The following is a 22,012-nucleotide window of genomic DNA, read 5'->3' on the forward strand; positions in this document are numbered from 1 at the left end:
CCATGCAGCACATAGCCCATGCCCGAATGGAGCAGCAGATCATCGACAATCTGCGTCTGGTGCTCGATCCCGAACTCGGTTTCAACCTGATCGATCTCGGCATGATCTACAGCATCGACATAGATGATGGCGGCAAGGTCGATATCAGCATGACGACAACGACGCCCGGTTGCCCCGCAGCCGGTTTTCTGACCGATGCCGTGCGCGCCAGCGTCGAATCTGTCGAAGGCATTCGGGCGGTGAATGTCGAGCTGACCTATGAACCGGAGTGGATGCCCGAGATGGCGGCGCCTGAAGTACAGGCCCGATTTGGCGAGTAATCCAGGGTCACGCAACCCCTCATCGAGACCAGCGAATGGCGCCAGACTGTTCGCTGGTTTCTTTTTGGGCGGAACCCTTTGCCAAAAAGCCTTTGCGCCAGCGCAAACAAGGCGGAACATAAATCAAGAACTGAAGATAAGCTATTGATATTGCCGGGTTAATATTACCCGATTTTCTGCATCACCTTGATCGCAGTCAAGGACCATCCACACGGCCTTTTCTATAGTCGGCAAGACAGAGCAGGAAATGCTCGGTCCTATCGTAAAGGAGAGTATCGATGGTCGACCAGATGCAAATCAGCCGCCGCAGCATATTGGCGGGAGCCGCCCTCGCAGGGGCGCTTGCGCCGGTGCTGGCAACCACATCGGCCTGGGGACAGGGTGCGGTGAGAAAGGCAAGTGCTGCGGAGATTGCGGCGCTGCCGCGCCAGAAGGTGGAGTTGGTGGACCCTCCCTTCGTGCACGCCCACACCCAGGTTGCCGAGGGTGGCCCAAAGGTGATCGAATTCACCATGGTGATCGAGGAAAAGAAGATCGTCATCGATGACGCGGGAACCGAAGTTCACGCCATGGCATTCAACGGCACGGTTCCGGGGCCGCTGATGGTGGTGCATCAGGACGATTATGTCGAGCTGACGCTCATCAACCCCGAAACCAACACGCTGATGCACAATATCGATTTCCACGCCGCAACGGGTGCGCTTGGCGGCGGGCTGACGGAAATCAATCCGGGGGAAAAGACCATCCTGCGCTTCAAGGCGACCAAGCCCGGCGTCTTCGTCTATCACTGCGCACCTCCCGGAATGGTTCCATGGCATGTCGTCTCGGGCATGAACGGCGCGATCATGGTGCTGCCGCGCGAGGGACTGCATGACGGCAAGGGCAAGGCCCTGACCTACGACAAGATCTATTATGTCGGAGAGCAGGATTTCTATGTGCCGCGTGACGAGAACGGGAAATTCAAGAAATACGATGCGCCGGGCGACGCATATGAAGACACCGTCAAGGTCATGCGCACCCTCACCCCAACCCATGTCGTGTTCAACGGCGCGGTCGGCGCACTGACGGGCGACAAGGCGATGACGGCGGCGGTTGGCGAGAAGGTCCTGATCGTCCATTCGCAGGCCAATCGCGATACCAGACCGCACCTCATCGGAGGTCACGGAGATTACGTCTGGTCGACCGGAAAGTTCAACACGCCGCCCGATGTCGATCAGGAAACCTGGTTCATTCCGGGCGGTGCAGCCGGAGCAGCTTTCTATACGTTCCAGCAGCCTGGCATCTACGCCTATGTGAACCACAACCTGATCGAGGCCTTTGAACTTGGCGCAGCAGCCCACTTCAAGGTCACGGGTGAATGGAACGACGACCTGATGACATCGGTTCTCGCGCCGTCGGGCACATAAGGCAAATGCACGAAGGCGCTTCGCCTCCCGGAGCGCCTTTGGCAAATCTTCCCCAACTGTTGCTTTGCAAAGAAAGGCTCGGGGCTGCATCCGCCTGCCTCCCGGATGGATGCGGTCCCCTGTTATCCGATGAACAAATGCAAAGGAAAGAAGTGCCTGCGAGAGCTTGCGGTGGCCGTTCCGGCGGTTCTGCTGGCAGTTGTGGCGGGGCTGTTCGTCGTTGACGCCGTGGGGCGTCCGGGTCAATCGCTGCCGAGCGCATCCGCGCTGCGTCCCGAAACGGTTGTCATCACGCCCCGCACCATGACCTATCGGGCCGATGGCGACTTCCAGAAGAACAATTATCCCGTCGATGCGCCGCTGACGACGCGCAGGCTGTCACGGCCATTCGAGATCATGAAATATCAGGTCGGCACGGCCGACTACGAGCTTTGCGTGGAGGATGGCGCATGCCAGCCTGCCGAGGCCCTGCCGCACAATCACGATGCATCGGCTGCCGAGGCGCCGGTCGTCGGCGTGAGTTACGATGATGCACTGGCCTATGCCGACTGGCTGTCGCGCAAGACCGGCGAAAACTGGCACCTGCCGACAGACGAGCAGTGGGCTTTCGCCGCAGGGTCACGCTTTCCCGACGATGCGCTTGGTATCGAGGACGATGCCGCAAGCAATCCTGCAATCCGCTGGCTGAGGGATTATGAGAAACAGAGCGCCCGCAAGCTGGACAGAAGCCCCGCGCGACGCCCCGCCGGTGCCTTCGGCGTCAACGAACTGGGAGTAGCCGACATTGCAGGCAATGTGTGGGAATGGACACAGACCTGCCACCGCCGCGTCAATATCGATGCCTATGGCAAGCAGGTTGCGGAAGTGCCGTCGTGCGGGGTTTACGTGGTCAATGGCAAGCACCGCGCGGCGATGAGCTCGTTTATCCGCAACCCGAAAACCGGAGGATGCAGCGTCGGCGTCCCGCCCGACAATCTCGGTTTCAGGCTGGTGCGTGACAACCGCTGGTATGCCGTGGTGTGGAAGCGTATCCAGAACATAGGCGCATGAGCTGTGAATGCCCGGTCCCCGGCTGCGAAAACAATTCCAAGCCCGCTGTGCTGTGCTAAGGTGAACATGGGTCTTGGAGTGTGAGAAAATGCAATGTCCATGATAGATCGCGGACTTGTCAGGAAACTGTCCCTGTTCGCCAAAATGAGTGATGGCGAACTCGATAAGCTAGTTTCATATGCAACCACAAAGCGCGTTCTGCCCGGAGAGGCGATTTTTGAACAGGGCGACGATGCCGTCCTGTTCTATCTGCTCCTGCACGGGCGATTGAAGGTCAATCAGGTGACGCCGGACGGACAGCAGATCATCGTCCGCATGGTGCATCCGGGCGACCTTTTCGGCTTTGCGCGCGCCTTGCAGAGAAGCGACTATCCCGGCACGGCGGTCGCCGTGGCGGAAAGCATCGTTCTCGCCTGGCCGACCGAGCTTTGGGACTATTTCGTCGAGCAGAATCCCGGTCTGGCGATGAATGCGATCCAGACCATCGGCAAGCGACTGGAAGAAGCCCATACGCGCATCCGCGAAATGTCGACGGAAGAAGTCGAACGGCGTGTCGCGCACACGGTTCTGCGCCTTGCGCGTCAGGCCGGACGGAAAGAGGAAGACGGTATCCGCATCGATTTCCCGATCACGAAGCAGGATATCGCCGAAATGACCGGGACGACGCTGCATACGGTGTCGCGCATACTCACCGGCTGGGAAGGACAGGGATTTGTTCGCGGCGGACGCCAGAAACTGACCGTTCTCAACATGTCGGGCATCAGGCGGCTGGCCGATGGTGAGCGATAAGGCGGCGGAAAACGCCTGAAAATCGAGCGAAAACAGCCGCCGAAATCCAAGCAAAATTCAATCAAAACAAATATTTAAAGATATTTCTTTTCAAAGAGATTCGGGACGACGGGCAGCGCATTCGTGGCTCCCGTCTCCCTCGCCTACTGACCGAGGAAAAGGACGGCGGCAATCACGATGGAAGCCGCAACAGCGGACAGGGTGCCCGCGCCCTGCAAGGCTCCCATACGATAGAGAACCAGTGAAAAGCCGATGATCGCCGGTGTCGCGACCATCAGCCCGATCTGTGCGTCCGTCATTGAAGTTTCCTTTGCTATGGTGGCGATACACTGGCCCGGTCAGTGCGTTTGTTCTTTGCCAAAACGCAAAGAAGCTCCCGATTGCGGGCGCTAGGCATGTTCCATGTCTGGAACCGAAGATTTGACCTTAGTTGCAACGGGTTCGGAGGATCGCCCCGAAGACGATCTCCTGCTCTGGATTCTGGTGTGGAGCGAGCTTGCCGCCTTTGCAATCCTGCTGACCGCTTTCATGGTGATGTCGATCATCGACGTGGAAGGGGTGACGCAGTTGCGTTCGCATCTGAGCCCCGCCCTCGCCGCAACCAACACCGTCGTGCTTTTGATGAGCGGCTGGCAGGCGGCAATTGCCGTGCGCAGGCGCAACGATTTGAGCAAGGCTCGCCGTCCGCTTTTATATGCCGCATTTTTCGGTCTCGTTTTCGTGGCGATCAAGCTCGTGGAGTATTCGCATGAAATCGAGTTCGCGGGCGATGACGCTGCGGGCTCCTTTTTTGAGCTTTATTTTCTGCTGACCGGCTTTCACCTGATGCATGTGCTGTTCGGGTCGGTGGTGCTGGCGCTGGTCGCATGGCGGCCGACACGATCCAATGTCCTGCTGATCACGACGCTCTGGCACGCCATCGACCTCGTATGGCTGGTGATGTTCCCTGTCCTTTATCTTGCCTGAGGCCCACAGTGTCCGATCGCGCTTCTTCGCTCACCCGAACATTCATTGTCCTCGTTCTCCTTGCCCTGAGCGGCGCATTCATCGCAGCCACCAGCGCAGGAATGCTCGCAGCCGTGGTCATCGTGCTGATCCTCGCCTTCGCGAAAGGCTGGTTCGTCATCCTCGACTTCATGGAGATGCGCGGGACGGACGGCCTTTTGAGGCCTGCCTTGCTGGCCTGGCCTGCGCTCCTGCTGGCGCTTGCGCTCGGACGTTCCATCCTTGTCCGCATCCTCTTCTGAACAACTGTTCCATCTCCCGTTCTGCGCTTTTCTGGAAACGCTCCAGTCTTTGCCAAATCGCAAAGAAGGCTTTTGCCCGACCGATAGAACGGTCCTGTCCCGTGATGCTGGCGAGGGGAAATGACCAGCCACATTATCGACGGGGGATTTTGCCGGGCTTTGACCCCGGCCAATGAAAGGACGAAGGGATGGCAGAACGCCTAACCAAGACCGGCGCTCGAAACGTCTTCTACGGCGGGTCTATTTTCTTTTTCGCGATCTTCGTGGGGCTGACGGCGCACAGCCACTACTACATGAAAACGACATCCACGGATGAATCGACGCTGACGGCATCCGTCGCCCGCGGCAAGCACATCTGGGAGAAAAACTCCTGCATCAACTGCCACACGCTGCTGGGTGAAGGCGCCTATTTCGCGCCCGAGCTCGGCAATGTCTGGAAGCGCTGGGGCGGGGAAGAAGACCCCGAAGGCGCACGCGAGACGATGAAAGCGTGGATGCAGGCACAACCCACCGGGATCGAAGGGCGTCGCCAGATGCCCCAGTTCAACCTGAGCGAACAGGAACTCAACGATCTGGCTGATTTCCTTGAATGGACCAGCCGCATCAAGACGCAGGACTGGCCGCCCAACGAGGCAGGCTGAGCGCGGGAACGGAGTTACACATTATGAAGTATGAAAGCCAAAAGGTTGCGATGCTCTATTTCTATGGAGCACTCGTACTGTTCATCGCGCAGGTCGCATTCGGCGTTCTCGCCGGTACGATCTATGTCCTGCCCAACACGCTCTCCGAGCTGCTGCCCTTCAACATCGTCCGCATGATCCACACCAATGCGCTGGTGGTCTGGCTGCTGATGGGCTTCATGGGTTCGACCTATTATCTGTTGCCGGAAGAAACCGAAACCGAGCTTTACAGCACCAAGCTCGGCGTCATCCAGTTCTGGCTGTTCTTCGTCGCCGCCGGCATCGCCGTTGTCGGTTATCTGTTCCATATTCACGAGGGGCGGGAATTTCTCGAACAGCCGTTCATCATCAAGGTCGGCATTGTCGTCGTCTGCCTGATCTTCCTGTTCAACATCACGCTGACGGCGCTCAAGGGCCGCAAGACGACCGTGACAAACATCCTTCTGTTCGGCCTGTGGGGCCTTGCCCTTTTCTTCCTCTTCGCCTTCTACAATCCAATCAATCTCGCACTCGACAAGCTCTACTGGTGGTACGTCATCCATCTGTGGGTTGAAGGCGTGTGGGAACTGATCATGGCGTCGATCCTCGCCTTCCTGATGATCAAGCTCAACGGCATCGACCGCGAGGTCGTGGAAAAATGGCTCTATGTCATTGTCGGGCTGGCCCTGTTTTCCGGCATTCTCGGCACCGGTCACCATTATTACTGGATCGGCGCGCCCGGTTACTGGCAGTGGATCGGTTCGCTGTTCTCGACGCTCGAAGTCGCTCCGTTCTTCACCATGGTCATCTTTACCTTCGTGATGACATGGAAAGCCGGTCGCAAACATCCAAACCGCGCGGCTCTTCTCTGGTCCATCGGCTGTTCGGTGATGGCCTTCTTCGGAGCGGGCGTATGGGGTTTCCTGCACACGCTGTCCTCGGTCAACTATTACACCCACGGCACACAGTTGACGGCAGCCCATGGCCATCTCGCCTTCTTCGGTGCCTATGTCATGCTCAACCTCGCGGTCATGGCCTATGCGATCCCTGAACTGCGTGGACGGGCGCCATATAACCAGATGCTCTCCATGGTGAGCTTCTGGGCGATGTGCACGGCCATGTCCGTGATGACATTCGCGCTGACCTTTGCGGGCGTCGTGCAGACCCACCTTCAGCGCGTGCTCGGAGAAGCATTCATGACTGTGCAGGATCAGCTGGCCGAATTCTACTGGATACGCCTCGGCTCCGGCGTCGTGGTGGTGATCTCGGCCTTCATGTTCATCTGGGCCGTGCTGGTTCCGGGCAAGGAACGCCGCGAAAACACTTCCGGCTTCGTACAGCCCGCCGAATGATCGACGCCAGGCCCCGCCATCAGGCGGGACTTCACCGCTTGATGCAAAGGAAAACGGCCATGAACTCCATTCTCAGAAATGTCGACAATACCGGCGTCTCAATCCCTGCCTACAGCGCAACGGGCAATGAATGCGCGCTTTTTGAAATGGCATGGACGCGCAAGCTGCCATTACTCCTGAAAGGCCCGACCGGCTGCGGCAAGACGCGGTTTGTAAGCCATATGGCCGCAAAGCTCGGCCTGCCGCTCTCGACAGTTTCCTGCCATGACGATCTGGCAGCCGCCGACCTGACGGGGCGTTATCTGCTCAAGGGCGGCGATACCATATGGGTTGACGGCCCGCTGACCCGCGCCGTGCGCGAAGGCGGCATCTGCTATCTCGACGAGATCGTCGAAGCGCGCAAGGACGTGGCCGTGGTCCTGCATCCGCTGACCGATGACCGCCGCCTTCTGCCATTGGAACGCACCGGGGAGCTGCTCGAAGCGCCCGACCGCTTCATGCTCGTCGTATCCTACAATCCGGGTTACCAAAACCTGCTGAAATCCCTGAAGCCCAGTACGCGACAGCGCTTCGTCGCCATCGAGTTCGACTTTCTGCCGAAAGAGCAGGAAATCGCGGTGGTGAGTGAAGAAAGCGGACTTGCTGCGCAGAAGGTCGCGCCGCTGGTGGCGCTGGCGCACCGGCTGCGCGGGTTGAAAGGCCACGATCTGGAAGAAGGTGTTTCGACCCGCCTGCTGGTCTACTGCGCCACGCTGATCGAGGCGGGCATGCCGCAACGCGAAGCGGCGCGCGCCGCAATGATCGAGCCCTTGACCGACGAGCCGGACGTGAAGGCCGCGCTGATTGAAGTTGCCGATGCAATGCTGAAATAGGCGGGCGCACCATGCTGGATTTTCTGGAACTGGAGGAAACCGTCGGCCGGGCGTGGCATCGCCTGATCGGCAAGACGGGATCATGGCCGCATTATCCCGAGCAAGCCGTGCAGCTTGGCGATATTCGCCAGAAACTTGCCATCTGCTTTCGCGGTTTTGGCGGCGACGTGGCCGTGCAGATCGCTCCCGCCCGCGCGCGAACCTCCGGGCACAGGCTGGGCCTGCGGCAGCGAATGGCCCTGGGTGAAGAAAAACTCAGCCAACCGTTGCGGGATGAAGCGACATTGATGCTGCCGCCAGAGATCGCGCTTTTTCCCGACCGCACGCTCAATTACGATCTTTACGTCTGGCTTGCCGGTTACATGGCGGTGATGCCGGTTGACGTGAACGAGCTTCCCACCGATCCGCTGCGCCGCAATCTTGCCTCGCTTGCTGTCGCATCGGAAACGGTTGCGAAGACTTGCCGGGTATTTCCCGGCTTGCAGAAACGTTATGCGCGGTTGTGCGAAGCAGTGCTGGCTGCACGCCCCAAACGCCCGCTCCATGGGCTGGAGCGACAGGTGGAAGAACGGATTCTGGTGCTTCTGAAACAGGGCGCGGGACTGCCCGACGACAGCATCCCCACGATCTTTCCGCATTGCGCGCCCGCGAGCTATCTGCCTGCCCTGCCCGTCCCGCTATGGCCGGAATTGATAAGGCGCGAGGAAACCGCGCCGCGCGACAGCGACGACCACCCGGTGCCCGGCAGCAAGGTCGATGGCGTCGAAACCGGACGGCAAATCGCCAATCGCGAGAAGCAGGACCCGAGACTGGCCGACAGAAGCCCGTTCATTCTCAACCGCTTCGAAAAAATCCTGGCCATGGCCGAAATGGTGAGCGTCGACCGGCCAACCGACGATAGCGACGAGCAGAACGCCAAATCCGCCGATGAGCTTGACGATCTGACACTGGGTGAGCGCAAGGGCAGGCCTGCTGCCCGTTTCCGGTTCGACCTCGACCTGCCGCCGGAAGCCATCGACCGAACGGCTCTCACCGCCGGATTGACCTATCCGGAATGGGACTACCGTAAGGCAAGCTATCTTCAGGATCATTGCCACGTTCTGGCTGCCCCCGCGCAAGCTCGTGACGTGCCAATGGAACTCGATGATGAAGCAATGAGCCTTGTGCGACGCGTGCGCCGCCAGTTTGAGATCCTGCGTCCGGGCCGCGAATTGATGCGGGCGCAACTTGACGGCAATGATCTCGATCTTGATGCCGTGGTCCGTTCGCGATGCGACTTTGCCGCCGGTGGTCAGGGGAGCGACCGTGTGCACCTTATGAGCCGCCCCAAGGCAAACGACCTTGCGGTTACCATTCTGGTCGACGTGTCGCTGTCCACCGATGCTTGGATCGACAATCGACGCGTGCTGGATGTGGAAAAGGAGGCGCTTCTGGTTCTGGCCAATGGCATTGCAGCCTGCGGCGACCGCTGTTCCATCCAGACCTTCACCTCGCGCCGCCGTTCATGGGTGCGGGTCGAAACGGCGAAGGACTTTGACGAAGCCTTCGGACCGGCGGTCGAACACCGCATTGCGGCGCTGAAACCCGGCTTCTATACGCGAATGGGAGCAGCCATCCGCCATTCAACGGCAAAGCTTGCCGAACAGCCCAACCGCAAGAAGCTCCTGCTGGTGCTGACGGATGGCAAGCCGAACGATGTCGATCACTATGAAGGCCGGTTCGCCCTTGAGGACAGCCGCAGGGCAGTCCAAGAAGCGCGCGCCAGAGGCGTCAACGTCTTTGCCGTGACGGTCGACCGCGAGGCCAGCAGCTATCTCCCCGCACTTTTCGGCCGCAGAAACTATGCGCTCGTGGCCAGACTGTCGAAACTGCCATTCGCTCTGCCCGCGATTTACCGGATAATGACGGCATAGCGGGATTGATCGGCTTGCGCGATAGCGCGACGCCTATCCCCGCTCCGCATTGTGGGTTTCTTCCGAAGGCTTCCAGATTCTATAGCGGATTTCGAAACCGTCCTTCGCATAGATGACAATCGGGAGGCGGCTATTGTAGCGCAGCATGAAATTCTCGCCGCGCACCGGCACGAAATCGGTTCGCTTGCTGTCTTCCGGGCAGGCCATCAGCGTGCCGGACATGCGGTCGCTTGCCGTGAGGGTGAAATAGTCGAAGCCCCAGCCTTCAACGGTACTCGGGGTCAGACTTCCGCCAAACCAGCTTATATTGCAGTCCACTGTTGCGTTGCGCCCCGCGATGATTTCCACTTTTGCATCCTGTTCCTTTTCAAGCGGCGGAAGATGGATGACATAGCGGTAGGAACCGGACGGCGCGGCCGGAAAAGCCTGCAGGTTCCTTTCAGATTCAGTCTTTCCCTCGGCGCTTGCGACATGGGGAACGGCGAAACTGGCTGCGATCAGCCCTATCTGCAAGAATTGTCTGGCTTTCATGGTCATGCTCTCGTTTTCTGTTGCGTTCCCACTATCGCAATAATGAAGCGGAAGCTGTGGGAAATCTCACTCTTGCACGGTTTCAGAAACTGAATCCTTTTTCTCATCGGGCCGCCCGCCCAGGCGCTCGGGCAGATGCTCGGCCAGTCGCTGAATGACGAAGTAGAGACCGGGGGTGAGAAGCAATCCCAGACTTGTGGCGGCCACCATCCCGCCAAAGATCGTGACGCCGACAGCCTGTCTCGCGCCAGCGCCTGCGCCCGACGACAGGATGAGGGGCAGAATGCCGAGGATAAAGGAAACGGCTGTCATCATGACGGCACGAAAACGCTGTTCGGCACCGGCACGGGCAGCCTCCCCCGCCGTCAGACCGGCCTCGCGTTGTTCCTTGGCGAACTCCACAATCAGGATGGCGTTCTTTGCGGCAAGCCCGATCAGCAACACCATCGCGATCTGCACATAGAGGCTGTTCTGCAACCCGAAGAATGTGAGGCCCGCGACGGCCCCCAAAAGCGCAGCGCCCAGCGACAGGATCACGACTGCCGGCAAGGCCCAGCTTTCGTATTGGGCGACAAGGAAGAGATAGGCGAAGAGGAAGGCAAGCGCGAAGATGAGCGTCTCCTGACCGCTGCTTCTTCTTTCCTGGAAGGATAGTCCCGACCATTCGTAGCCATAGCCTTCCGGCAGGACTTCCGAAGCGACCTGTTCCATCGCCGCCATGGCCTGCCCGCTGCTGGAACCCGGAGCGGTTACGGCGTTGACCTGCGCCGAAGCTGCAAGATTGTAGCGGGTGATGACGAAGGGCGCCAAAACCGTGGTCAGCGACACCACGCTCCGCAGCGGGACCATGGCTCCGCTGCGGTTGCGGACATGGAGCTTGAGGATATCCTCGCTATGCGCGCGGAAGTCGGAATCGGCCTGCAGGTTGACCTGGAAAACGCGCCCGTTCAGCGTGAAATCATTGACGTAGCGCGAGCCGAAATTCGCACCGATCGCCGCATATATATCCGACACGCTGAGGCCAAGGGCTTCGGCGCGGGAACGGTCGACATCGACATAGATCTGCGGGACATTCGCGTTGAAAGTGGTTGCCGCACCAGCGATTTCGGGACGCTGATTGATGGAACCCAGCAAGGAGGCAACCACCTGCGCGATCTCCTGCGGAGGCTGGCCCTGCAAGGCCTGCAGCCGGAAATCGAGACCGCCAACCGCTCCCATGCCCGCGATTGCGGGCGGCGCGAATACGGCAACATTTGCGCCGGGAACCTGCGAGAATTTCGCGCGCAGGCCGTTGACGATGCTGTTGAGCTGCAATGCCCTCGTCTCGCGGTCCGCCCATGGCGTAAGCGCGGCAACGGCCATGGCGCTGTTGGGCGTGCTCGTTGACTGCAGGATGCTGAACCCCGCCACCGTTATGACATCCTGAACGCCTTCGGTTTCGCTCAGCGTCTTGCGCACATTCTCGACGATCAGGTTCGTGCGGTCGAGCGAAGCCGCGCTCGGCAGCTGTATGTCGACAAAGAGAGCGCCCTGATCTTCATCGGGCAGGAAGGTTGCGGGAAGATTGACAAAGACGAAATAGGCCAGTGCAAAACAGGCGACGACGCCTGCAACCGGTATGACCCAGTGCTTCACCAGAACACCGACGATCTTGCCGTAGCCTTCGCGGGTTTTCTCCATGGAGCTTGAGAACCACGCCAGTGGACCCCTGCGGTAACCGCGCTGCCCGTGCCTGAGCAGAAACGCTGCAAGCGCTGGACTGAGCGTCAGGGCCACGAATGAGGAAAGTACCAGCGCCGACGAGATCGTGACTGCGAACTGCCTGTAAAGCTGTCCGCCGATGCCCTCCAGAAAAGCGGTGGGCGTGACCACCGCCAGCAGGACGAGCGTCGTGGAAATGATCGGCCCGGTGATCTGGTGCATCGCCTTGCGCGTCGCATCGATGACCGGAATGTCCGGCTCGTCTTCCAGCACATGTTTGACGTTTTCCACGACCAGGATTGCATCGTCCACCACAAGCCCGATGGCAAGGACGAGAGCCAGCAGCGAGATCATGTTCAGCGAATAGCCGACCGCAAACAGCACCGCCACCGCACCCAGCATGGAGACCGGTATGGCCAGCGCCGAGATCAGCGTCGCCCGCCAGTCCTGAAGGAAGATGAATGTGACCGCGAGCACGATCACGAAAGCCTCGAACAATGTTCGAGTGGTCAGTTGCAGGCTCGCCTCGACGAACCGTGTCGCATCATAGACGACATGATATTGCAGCCCCGCCGGAAATCTCGACGACAGGCGTTCAAGCTCTGCCTCCACGGCTGTCGCGGTCTGGATCGCATTGGCGCCGGGCGACTGGTTGATCTGCAGCATAGCCGATTCATGACCGGCAAAACTTGCTCTCGAAGCATAGTTGCGTGCGCCCAGTTCCAGACGCGCGATGTCGCGCAGGAACACTTTCGCACCGTCGGCCCCGGTACGAACGACGATGTTTCCAAACTCCTCCGTATCGCGAAGCCGCCCCTCGGCCACCAGCGTATATTGAAGCTCGGTCCCCACGCGCATGGGCGGCGCGCCAGCCTGACCGAGCGTCGCCTGGATATTCTGGCGCTGGATCGCGGCCGAAACCTCATCGACCGTTATGCCGAGCGCGTCCATGCGCTGCGGATTGAGCCAGACGCGCATCGAATATTCGGACGCGCCCACGACATTCGCCTCGCCGACGCCGGGTACGCGGGCCAGCGCATCGACAATCGTGGTCGTGGCGAAATTTGTGATTTCAAGGGCGTTCAGGCTGTCGTCCGGTGAGTAGAACGCTATGGCCAACACGAAATCCGGCGAACGGGACCGGACCGACACGCCTTGCTGCGCCACCGCTGCGGGCAGACGGGAGATCGCCAGCTGCGCGCGGTTCTGGACATTGATCTGCGCCAGTTCAGGGTCGGTCCCCACTTCAAAAGTGACGGACAGCGAATACTGCCCGGCATTGGAACTGGTGGACGACATATACATCATGCCATCGACACCGTTGATTGCCGTTTCCAGCGGTCCGCCGACGACATCGGCGATCACCTCCGCGCTCGCGCCCGGATAGGAGGCCGATACATTGACCGTCGGCGGCGTGATCTGCGGATATTGCTGGATAGGCAATGAAAAGATCGCAATCGCACCGGCGATGGAAATGATGATCGAGATGACGATTGCGAGGCGGGTTCGCCTTATGAATAGCTCGGAAATCATTGCCCCACCCCTGCACTGCCGGGGATCGGGTCAAGAGGAGATACGGCCTGCCCGTCTGCGATGCGCTGCAAGCCCTCGACGACAATCGTTTCACCGGCCTTGAGGCCATCCGTGACCGACCACCCATTGTCAATGCGTGTGCCCGTCACGATGGGTCGTCGGGAAACCGTGTTTCCTTCGTTGAGAACATAGACATATTTGCCCTGCCGGTCCTGCAACACGGACCCCATGGGGACCACCGGCAATTCACCGGCCGTTTCATCCATGAGATTGACGGCAACCACCTGCCCGGGAACCAGAATATGGTTCGGATTGGCAAACAGCGCCCGCACCGCCACTGTGCCGGTCTGCGCGCTCACCTCATTGTCGATGAACTGGATGGTCCCGCGTTCGCCATATTGCGTACCATTGGCAAGCGTCAGGCTCACCTTGAAGCTTTCCGGGCTGACCGTGCCACCTCCCGCTTCCTTCTGGCGAATGGCGATCAGCGCGCGGTCCGGGATGGAAAACACAACCCGCACGGGATCAAGCTGCACGATGCGTGCAAGCGGCCCCATGCTCGGGCCGACCAGATTGCCCACTGTGAAGAGCGAACGTCCTATCGTCCCGTCAATCGGCGATCTGACCTGCGTATAGGAGAGATTGAGCCGGGCATTGTTGAGCGCGGCTTCGGCGTTCCGCACATCCGCCGTGGCAATGTCGAACGCGGCCTGCGCATCATCGAGAGCGGCTTGCGAAACAGTATTCCGGTTGGCGAGGGTCCGCGTTCGGGAGAGTGTTTGCCGTGCGGCATTCTGGGCGGCTTCCGCCCGCGCAACCTGTGCTTCCGCGGACATGACCGCCGCCTGCATCTGATCCGGCTCGATTTCGAAAAGGAGATCGCCTGCCTTGACCGCCGATCCCTGTTCAAACGCCTTTTCCTTCAGGAAACCCGTGATCCGGGCCTGAATATCGACCGCTTCAATCGCCTCCACCTGCCCGTTGAAACGAAACGGCGCGGTTGCGGGCGCCAATTCCACTTTGCGCACGACCACGGGAGGCGCTCCGCCAGCGGGAGCCTGCTGGGCGAGACCGGGCTGCACGGGCAAGGCCCAGAGCATCGTTACAAGGGCAGCGGTAACAGAACGACGAACGAGAGACTTCTTCAATTGCATGTCCTCCCTCCGGGACGGCATCGGTCGATCACTCACGCATTTCGGGTACTCAGGGCTATTCCGATATAGGCAACACCCGCGATCATCAGCGCAATTCCAGCGATTGATCCGGACGGCAGGTCACGCGTCAAAGGCCATTTCGCCACCAGTGCCGCGCTGGCGGACCAGGCAATGAGGCCGGACAGGGTAAACCACCACCAGCCGCCTGCGGGCCTGATTTTCCAGGACAGCGCCAGTTGAAGGAAACCATGGACAAACACGACGATTGCAATCAGCAGGGTGATGGCGAGCGCGCCCTTGAGCGGGTTCAGATAGATCATGATCCCGCCTATAAGCTCCACCACGCCGGACAGTTCCTGCCAGACGAAACCTGCCCAGCTCTTGATCCAGAGCGACTGGATTATCTTGACGACGCCGATGGCTATCAGCACCAGCCCGAACATGGTGCTGGCTGCAAAGTCCGAGATTGCGGGCAAGAACAGGCAGAGTATTCCACCCGCAAAAAGCAGAATGCCGATACCGAGAAAACCTTTCCATTTTCTCTGTTCGACAGTCTTTCGTTCCATTAATTGCAGTTGCTGGATGTCCATTGCGGACCCCTCAATGTCAACAGGAGGACGTTACTGCGAATGTGAAAGTATGTGCATGTTTCGATATAATAGTATAGTCCGCTTGCAATAAAACCAGATGGCGGATCACCAATCGCCGTCTTCCAGTTTCAGCCAGCTCGTCGAGGTAATGCCGGAACGCAGGCTCATCTGCGCTACCAGCGCTTCGACCAGCCGGTCATCTTCCTTGCCCGCGAACAGCGTCGCCTCTATTTCGGTCTCGTTGCTTCCTTCGATGTGGTGACTCCGGATCGCGTGGAAGCGGAGTTTCTTCAGATCGAGCGTCTGGATCAGCAGCGCCCTGACCGGAATCTCGCTTTCCGAAGGACACCGGAATTTCACGAGATAAAACTGCTCGTTCTCGGGTTCGACGAAGGAATAGCGGTTCACGAGCACCGCGATCCTTGGCAGCGAAATGTTAAGGCAGACGATGAAAAAGGCCGTTTCGATGGCGAGCAGCCACATCCCGTAACCGGTCAGAACGCCAACCGCGCCAGTGCTCCAGACCGTGGCTGCGGTACTCAGCCCCTTGATGCTCGCACCGTCCTTGATAATCAGCCCCGCGCCGAGAAAGCCGATGCCTGTCACAACCTGCGACCCCATTCGGAGGTCACTACCAAGGCCGAGCGAATAGGGCAGCGAAGCATAGGCCGCAGCGCCCAGCGCCACCAGGCCGTGCGTCACAAGGCCGGAATGGCGTTGTTTGATCTGGCGTTCCAGACCAATCACGCAACCGAGCAGAAGCGCCAGCCCGAGATTGATCATGATAGACGGGATTGCGACGACTTCCGTCATGCAGGTCCTTTATGTCTCGGGCGATCAGGCAGGCAATTGCCCCATGAAGCAGAGATGTCCGCCCTTGCGCCAGACACCCCGCATTACAGCTGATTGCGCGCAGGCAGGGCCGCTCAACTGAACAGGAGGCAGTATAGGCATTCTTTGTGCAGATTAGGAAGACTTGTCATCTGTGCGATATCATATTTTTATTATAGTGCTTGAATTATTTCATCTAAAGTAGTTTCATCGAAAAATTCCGGACGCATTCTTTCCAAAATCGACTGAGGGGTCAGATTGCATGGGTTTGCTTGGAATACTACTCGGACTAGCCCTGCTCATGTGGTTTGCCTATCGCGGCTGGAGCGTCATTCTGCTTTCGCCGGTGGCGGCGCTGCTTGTCGCGCTTCTCTCCGGCGAGCCCCTTCTGGCCAACTGGACATCGAATTTCATGGGCGGAACGGCCAGCTTCGTCAGCCGATGGTTTCCGCTTTTCCTGCTGGGCGGCATTTTCGGAAAGCTGATGGATGACAGCGGCTCCATTACATCCATTGCACGATATCTGACGGAGAAACTGGGTGTGAAGCGCACGATGCTTTCCGTCGTGCTTGCATCGGCAGTCGTCACCTATGGCGGCGTCAGCGTGTTCGTCGCCTTCTTCGTTCTCGTGCCCATGGCGCGGGAAATGTTCAAGGCGGCCAACATTCCGGCGCGCCTGATGCCTGCGGCCATCGGGCTTGGCGCCTTCACCTTCACCATGTCGGCAATGCCGGGCACGCCCTCCACGAACAACGCCATTCCGATGCCCTATTTCGAAACCACGACATTCGCGGCGCCGGGACTGGGCATCATCGCCTCCATCATTACGCTGGTCTTCGGCATGTGGTGGCTGCAGCGCGCGGAAGCCAAGGCGCGGGCTGCGGGCGAAAACTATGTCGATGACACGGGCGATGTCGAAATCACAGAGAAACTCAGGGAACAATCGACCCTCTCGGGTGACTTCGACCCGGCCGAGTTCGAACACGGAGCGCGTGCGGCGGCGTTGCCACCCTTCTTCTTTGCTCTCCTGCCCTTGCTAGTCGTCATCGTCGTCAATTTCCTGATGGCGCTGATCATCCTGCCCCGTGTCGATTTCTCGTTTCTCGAGCAGGAGCCATGGAATATCGACGTCGGTTCTTCGATCGGCCTGTGGGCGGTCCTTATTGCGCTGGCAGCGGCCATCGTGACGTTGCTGGTGGTCAATTTCAACCGGCTGCGGGCAATCCGGGAAAGCCTCGACGCCGGGGCCAACTCCTCGGTCCTGCCGATCCTCACCATAGCAAGCCTCGTCGGCTTTGGTGCGGTCGTGGCCGCCATGCCCGCCTTTACCGTGGTTCGGGATGCGGCGCTTGAGGTGCCGGGCGGTCCTCTCGTCTCATTGATTGTCGCCATGAATGCTCTCGCGGCTCTCACCGGGACCGCATCCGGCGGCATGGCCATAGCGCTCAACGCGCTGGGCGATGAATATATGCGACTTGCGATCCAGTATGGGATAAGCCCCGACCTCATGCACCGCCTCACCGTGCTCAGCGCTGGCACGCTGGACGCTCTGCCTCATAACGGTACGGTGCTTCTGCTCCTGCAGATCAGCAAGCAGACCCACGCATCAAGCTATTTCGACATGGTCATGACCGTGATTGTCGGTGTGATCATATCGCTCGCCGTCGTCTTCGTGCTCGGGTCTGTGTTTGGTTCCTTCTAAGCATAACCATTGTTGTTGAAAGGAAGCGAAAATGAAAAGGACATTTCTTCTTGCCGCCGCACTGTTTTCAGTGATGGCAAGCCCCGCATTCGCGCATCTCAACCCCGCCGAACACGGTTCATTTGCGGCGGGCTTTACCCATCCCCTGTCCGGCGCCGATCATATACTTGCCATGGTCGCCGTCGGTCTTTGGGCCTCCATGCTTGGCGGGCGCGCGCTCATCGCCGTTCCGTTGAGTTTCGTGGGCGTCATGCTGCTGGGCTTCGTAGCTGCCCTCGGCGGCGTGCCGATCCCCTATGTGGAACCCGTCATCCTCGCATCCGTTATCGTGCTCGGCCTTCTCGTAGCCGTGGCATTCCGTGCATCGACCCCGGCTGCTGCACTTATCGTCGGGTTCTTCGCATTTTTCCATGGCTATGCGCATGGCGGAGAAATCGGCGGCGCTGCGTTTCTTTCCTATGGTGCCGGTTTTGCGCTTGCGACCGCATTGCTTCACGCGGCGGGCATTGGCGTAGGGCTTGCAGCCGGACGCGCGCTGCAGGGATCCGGCGGGCAGATGGCAATGCGAGTGGCTGGCGGCTTTGCGGCCCTCAGCGGACTTTACCTGATGGCAGGATGATGTGAGCGTCATCTTGCTGGATCATTCGAAGAGAAATACTGAACCTGAAATGCCAAACGATGGGCCGGTGCCGGAAATGCCCGCGCATTCTCCGGCGCTGCCCATGCTGCATCTCATGCGGCTGGTCAGTCCCAGCCAGCCGGTGGGTGCTTTTTCCTATTCACGCGGCCTCGAATGGGCCGTCCATTCGGGAACGGTTACGAATGAGGAAAGCTGTGCCGGATGGGTATTCGGCCTTCTGGAGCACAGCTACGCCGCACTTGACGGCGCTATTTTCTGGCGAATGGTTTCGGCGCTGATGCAGTACAATGAGGCCGAATTCCATCGTCTGAACGACTGGCTTGGAGCAAGCCGCGAAAGCAGTGAACTTGAACTGGAGGACCGCCGGATGGGCGAGTCCCTGCTCACATTGCTGTCGGAACTTGGTGTCGAGCGGGCCCGCAGCTTCGCTTCGGACCAGCGCGCGACCTATCCGGCGGCCTTTGCGATTGCAGCGTGTCACTGGAATATCGCGCCCGTCGATGCCCTGCGCGGCCTTATGTGGAGCGTGGTTGAAAGCCAGATCATGGCCGCAATCCGTCTCGTGCCGCTCGGTCATACGGCAGGCCAGAGGATACTTATCGCCGGCGCAGCGAAGATCGAGCGCGCCGTCGAAAAGGCCCGCACGCTCAATGACGATGAAATCGGCAACACGGCACCCGCGCTGGCCATGGCCAGCGCCTGGCACGAAACACAATACAGCCGCCTATTCCGGTCGTGACCGGAGCGTATGCCTGTATCGTTCGAGATTTTCTTCCGCCGTGGTCGCATCCGCCGGAGCAACTGGCACCAGAGCCTTGAAAGCATACTGGCCGATCAGCATGATCCAGGTCACAATCACGAATGTCGAGGTCAGCACCGGCATTCCGATCGGTTTCAGGAATATCGCGACCGAGGCCCAGACCCAGGTGGACACGACGGCGCCGAAGACGGCGTAGAGGAAGCTGCTCCAGCTGAAAACAAGGAAGAAGCCGCCCAGCGCCATTGCCGTCAACGCCGCGTTATAACCGAAAAGCCCGTCACGAATGGCCCCTTCCGGACCGCCGAAGGTGGCGGCGATCACCGCTCCTATTATCGCCCCCAGAAGGCCCATGAAGGCGCTTACCCGGGAGTGGATCGCGATGCCGACAAGCATGATGTAGCCGGTGATCCAGTTATCCTGAAAGAATATCTGCCCGATGGCCGTGCCGATCCCCATGTACCAGGTCGGAAGGTCATAAGGAATGGCGTAGGAAAACTGCTCCGGTGAAACCGGCTTCGCCATCGGCCCCGCATCTATGGCATCGAATTTGAGAATGGCGAACAGAAACAGCCAGCCGACCAGCACGAAGGGCATTGTCAGGGGCGCCACCTTGTGCGGTCCCAACAATGCGGCGATGCTGGTGAAGGCCATGGTGGTCAAGGCAGCGGCACAAATGACGTAAATCGTCATTGCGGGTGACGGCACTGCGCCGCTGCGGAAATCCTCACTGGTGAAGGCGACCAGCGCAAGGGCGACCAGAACGCCGTTGAACCCGAAAAGGCCGTCGCGGATGAGGCCCTTGTCAGCCTTGAGGATGATTGCCGTCAGCGTGCTGGACACAACCCCGAGCAGGCAGACAAGCGCGTAAATCCAGGAGTTCACCAGAATGGCGAACAGAATGACCAATCCGGATAGCGGGTTGTTCTGGAACACCACCTGCCCGATGCCGCGCAGCGTCCAGTCGATAAATCCCAGAGAAGGATGATCCCGCATTGCATTGAGCTGCATGGACGTATTCCCTTCTATATTGATCCAGAGCATTTCCCCGTTCAATCGAAGCGTCGGAAATGCTCCATCCGTTTGTTTCTACGCATTTCCTTACCCCGAAACCGGTTTCCACCTTCGGGAGACATGCTCTATTTCCTCCGCTACGGCATCGGCTCCCGAAATCGAAATCGATTTTCGGAAACACGATGCGCAGCTTCGACAGGTAGAGCTTCCTTGCGCAGTCCCGAGGGACACGAGGGCGCTCTAGAACAGGAAATAGCGTTGTGCCATCGGCAGGACGTCAGCCGGTTCACACGTGATCAATTCACCGTCCACCCGCACCTGATAGTTCTGCGGATCGACCTCCAGTTTGGGCGTCAGCCCGTTGTGGATCATGTCTTTCTTGCGGATATTCCGGATGCCCTTCACGGCAACGAGCTGCTTGTTCAGCTTCAGCTTTTCGCCGATGCCGTCATCCAGCGCCGATTTCGAGACGAAAGTCACGCCGGTGGAACCGAGCGCGCGCCCCAGGACCCCATACATCGGCCGGTAATGGACCGGCTGCGGCGTTGAGATCGATGCATTGGGATCGCCCATCGGGGCCGTTGCAATCATGCCGCCGATCATGACGAGGCTTGGCTTCACGCCGAAGAATTCCGTTTTCCACAATACGAGATCGGCCCGCTTTCCAACTTCAATCGAGCCTATCTCATGCGCAAAACCGTGCGTGATCGCCGGGTTGATCGTATATTTGGCGACATAGCGCTTGGCGCGGAAATTATCGTTCCGGCTGCTGTCTTCGCCGAGCGGGCCGCGCTGCACTTTCATCTTGTGGGCCGTCTGCCAGCAGCGCAGGGTGGTTTCCCCGATGCGGCCCATGGCCTGCGAATCCGACGACATCATCGAGAAGACGCCCAGATCATGGAGAATGTCTTCCGCCGCGATGGTTTCACGCCGGATCCGGGATTCAGCGAAAGCCACGTCCTCGGGAATTTTCGGGCTGAGGTGGTGACAGACCATCAGCATGTCGAGATGTTCGTCGACTGTATTGATGGTGTAGGGACGCGTCGGATTTGTTGAAGACGGCAGGATGTTTTCTTCGCCCGCCGCCGTGATGATATCGGGCGCATGACCGCCACCGGCGCCTTCCGTATGGAAGCTGTGGATGGTCCTGCCCTTCATCGCGGCAAAGGTATCCTTGACGAACCCGCTTTCGTTCAGCGTATCCGTATGGATGGCGACCTGGATGTCCTCCTCGTCGGCCACGTTCAGGCAATTATCGATGGCGGCGGGCGTCGTTCCCCAGTCCTCGTGGAGCTTCAGCCCGACAGCTCCGGCCCTTATCTGCTCGCGGAGGGGTTCGGGCTTGCTGGCATTGCCTTTGCCCAGCAGTCCCACATTGATGGGGAGCGCCTCCACGGCTTCCAGCATGCGGTGGATGGCCCATGGCCCCGGTGTAACCGTGGTTGCGAGCGTGCCGACCGTCGGCCCTGTTCCGCCGCCGACCAGCGTCGTGGTGCCGCTCGCCAGCGCTTCCTCGGCCTGCTGCGGCGCAATGAAGTGAATATGCGTGTCTATCCCGCCGGCGGTGAGGATCTTGCCCTCGCCCGCGATGACATCTGTGGCGGGACCGACGACTATATCGACGCCCGGCTGGATATCGGGATTTCCGGCCTTGCCGATCCCCGAAATACGACCGTTCTTGATGCCGACATCGGCTTTGATGATGCCCCAGTAGTCGAGGATGATGACATTGGTGATGACGAGATCGGCTGTTTCGGCCGCAGGTCTCTGTCCCTGCCCCATCCCATCGCGGATAACCTTGCCGCCGCCGAAGGTCACTTCCTCGCCATAGATGCAGCGGTCGTCCTCGATCTCGATGATAAGTTCCGTATCGGCCAGCCGCAGACGGTCGCCCTTTGTCGGGCCATAGAGTTCTGCATAGGCTTGTCTTGAGATGGTCCCCATCTCCCCC

The 22,012-nt window shown here is 59.4% G+C and carries 21 protein-coding genes; 13 read left to right on the forward strand and 8 right to left on the reverse strand.

Features of this window, described 5'->3' with window-relative positions; all coding sequences use genetic code 11:
* Nucleotides 1-2 precede the first annotated feature (2 nt).
* The 4 genes from ABWW28_RS06010 (at nt 3) to ABWW28_RS06025 (ending at nt 3,565) form a co-directional block, all read left to right on the forward strand.
* Nucleotides 3-320, forward strand: coding sequence for a metal-sulfur cluster assembly factor (locus tag ABWW28_RS06010; protein ID WP_112702318.1), 318 nt, complete (start codon nt 3-5; stop codon nt 318-320).
* A gap of 278 nt (nt 321-598) precedes the next feature.
* Nucleotides 599-1,726 (forward strand): copper-containing nitrite reductase, encoded by a 1,128-nt coding sequence (nirK, locus tag ABWW28_RS06015; protein WP_353390531.1) that lies wholly within the window; start codon nt 599-601, stop codon nt 1,724-1,726.
* Nucleotides 1,727-1,855: 129 nt separating this feature from the next.
* Nucleotides 1,856-2,776, forward strand: a complete 921-nt coding sequence (locus ABWW28_RS06020) for an SUMF1/EgtB/PvdO family nonheme iron enzyme (protein WP_121994442.1) — start codon at nt 1,856-1,858, stop codon at nt 2,774-2,776.
* A 93-nt stretch (nt 2,777-2,869) separates the two neighbouring features.
* Entirely contained in the window at nt 2,870-3,565 is a 696-nt protein-coding gene (locus ABWW28_RS06025; RefSeq protein ID WP_006466568.1) for a Crp/Fnr family transcriptional regulator, read from the forward strand.
* Nucleotides 3,566-3,708: 143 nt separating this feature from the next.
* On the opposite strand, the gene ABWW28_RS06030 is transcribed toward ABWW28_RS06025, so the two are convergent.
* Entirely contained in the window at nt 3,709-3,864 is a 156-nt protein-coding gene (locus ABWW28_RS06030) for a hypothetical protein (RefSeq protein WP_010660610.1), read from the reverse strand.
* A gap of 103 nt (nt 3,865-3,967) precedes the next feature.
* On the opposite strand from ABWW28_RS06030, the gene ABWW28_RS06035 reads away from it, so the two are divergent.
* The 6 genes from ABWW28_RS06035 to ABWW28_RS06060 all read left to right on the forward strand — a co-directional run bounded on the left by ABWW28_RS06035 (nt 3,968) and on the right by ABWW28_RS06060 (nt 9,608).
* Nucleotides 3,968-4,531, forward strand: a complete 564-nt coding sequence (locus tag ABWW28_RS06035; protein ID WP_100651238.1) for a cytochrome c oxidase subunit 3 family protein — start codon at nt 3,968-3,970, stop codon at nt 4,529-4,531.
* Between the two features lie 8 nt (nt 4,532-4,539).
* Entirely contained in the window at nt 4,540-4,812 is a 273-nt protein-coding gene (locus ABWW28_RS06040) for a cytochrome C oxidase subunit IV family protein (RefSeq protein ID WP_241084371.1), read from the forward strand.
* Nucleotides 4,813-5,000: 188 nt separating this feature from the next.
* Nucleotides 5,001-5,453, forward strand: a complete 453-nt coding sequence (locus ABWW28_RS06045; RefSeq protein WP_006466562.1) for a c-type cytochrome — start codon at nt 5,001-5,003, stop codon at nt 5,451-5,453.
* A 23-nt stretch (nt 5,454-5,476) separates the two neighbouring features.
* On the forward strand, nt 5,477-6,823 hold the full coding sequence (locus ABWW28_RS06050) for a cbb3-type cytochrome c oxidase subunit I (protein WP_353390534.1): 1,347 nt from the start codon (nt 5,477-5,479) through the stop codon (nt 6,821-6,823).
* 59 nt (nt 6,824-6,882) lie between these two features.
* Nucleotides 6,883-7,695 carry a CbbQ/NirQ/NorQ/GpvN family protein gene (locus ABWW28_RS06055; RefSeq protein WP_112702322.1) on the forward strand — a complete coding sequence of 271 codons (813 nt, stop codon included), beginning with the start codon at nt 6,883-6,885 and terminating at the stop codon, nt 7,693-7,695.
* An 11-nt stretch (nt 7,696-7,706) separates the two neighbouring features.
* A complete protein-coding gene (locus ABWW28_RS06060) occupies nt 7,707-9,608 on the forward strand; it encodes a nitric oxide reductase activation protein NorD (protein ID WP_151598741.1) in 1,902 nt (633 codons plus the stop codon).
* Between the two features lie 33 nt (nt 9,609-9,641).
* Here the strand turns inward: ABWW28_RS06060 and eco are convergent, their stop codons facing one another.
* From eco to ABWW28_RS06085, 5 genes are all read right to left on the reverse strand, one after another.
* Nucleotides 9,642-10,139: a serine protease inhibitor ecotin gene (eco, locus tag ABWW28_RS06065; protein WP_244629942.1), complete on the reverse strand. Its 498-nt coding sequence runs from the start codon at nt 10,137-10,139 to the stop codon at nt 9,642-9,644.
* A 66-nt stretch (nt 10,140-10,205) separates the two neighbouring features.
* On the reverse strand, nt 10,206-13,373 hold the full coding sequence (locus ABWW28_RS06070) for an efflux RND transporter permease subunit (protein WP_112702325.1): 3,168 nt from the start codon (nt 13,371-13,373) through the stop codon (nt 10,206-10,208).
* Nucleotides 13,370-14,527 (reverse strand): efflux RND transporter periplasmic adaptor subunit, encoded by a 1,158-nt coding sequence (locus ABWW28_RS06075; protein WP_353390537.1) that lies wholly within the window; start codon nt 14,525-14,527, stop codon nt 13,370-13,372. The genes ABWW28_RS06070 and ABWW28_RS06075 overlap by 4 nt, the downstream gene beginning before the upstream one ends.
* A gap of 32 nt (nt 14,528-14,559) precedes the next feature.
* Entirely contained in the window at nt 14,560-15,117 is a 558-nt protein-coding gene (locus tag ABWW28_RS06080; protein ID WP_273794547.1) for an HdeD family acid-resistance protein, read from the reverse strand.
* A gap of 105 nt (nt 15,118-15,222) precedes the next feature.
* Nucleotides 15,223-15,930, reverse strand: coding sequence for an MgtC/SapB family protein (locus tag ABWW28_RS06085; protein ID WP_112702328.1), 708 nt, complete (start codon nt 15,928-15,930; stop codon nt 15,223-15,225).
* 280 nt (nt 15,931-16,210) lie between these two features.
* Between ABWW28_RS06085 and ABWW28_RS06090 the strand changes: the two genes are divergently transcribed.
* From ABWW28_RS06090 to ABWW28_RS06100, 3 genes are read left to right on the forward strand one after another with little or no spacing between them, the layout of a single operon-like run.
* On the forward strand, nt 16,211-17,650 hold the full coding sequence (locus tag ABWW28_RS06090; protein ID WP_112702329.1) for a GntP family permease: 1,440 nt from the start codon (nt 16,211-16,213) through the stop codon (nt 17,648-17,650).
* 31 nt (nt 17,651-17,681) lie between these two features.
* On the forward strand, nt 17,682-18,269 hold the full coding sequence (locus ABWW28_RS06095; RefSeq protein ID WP_273794548.1) for a HupE/UreJ family protein: 588 nt from the start codon (nt 17,682-17,684) through the stop codon (nt 18,267-18,269).
* A gap of 49 nt (nt 18,270-18,318) precedes the next feature.
* Nucleotides 18,319-19,029, forward strand: a complete 711-nt coding sequence (locus tag ABWW28_RS06100; RefSeq protein WP_244629941.1) for an urease accessory protein UreF — start codon at nt 18,319-18,321, stop codon at nt 19,027-19,029.
* Here the strand turns inward: ABWW28_RS06100 and ABWW28_RS06105 are convergent.
* Nucleotides 19,015-20,058 (reverse strand): urea transporter, encoded by a 1,044-nt coding sequence (locus ABWW28_RS06105; protein WP_112702332.1) that lies wholly within the window; start codon nt 20,056-20,058, stop codon nt 19,015-19,017. The genes ABWW28_RS06100 and ABWW28_RS06105 overlap by 15 nt on opposite strands.
* A 243-nt stretch (nt 20,059-20,301) precedes the next feature.
* Complete coding sequence (gene ureC / locus ABWW28_RS06110; RefSeq protein ID WP_006466550.1) at nt 20,302-22,005, reverse strand: urease subunit alpha; 1,704 nt, start codon at nt 22,003-22,005, stop codon at nt 20,302-20,304.
* Between the last annotated feature and the right edge of the window lie 7 nt (nt 22,006-22,012).

Origin of the sequence: Brucella sp. NBRC 14130 (assembly GCF_040371715.1) — a bacterium.
Taxonomy (GTDB): Bacteria; Pseudomonadota; Alphaproteobacteria; order Rhizobiales; family Rhizobiaceae; genus Brucella; species Brucella intermedia.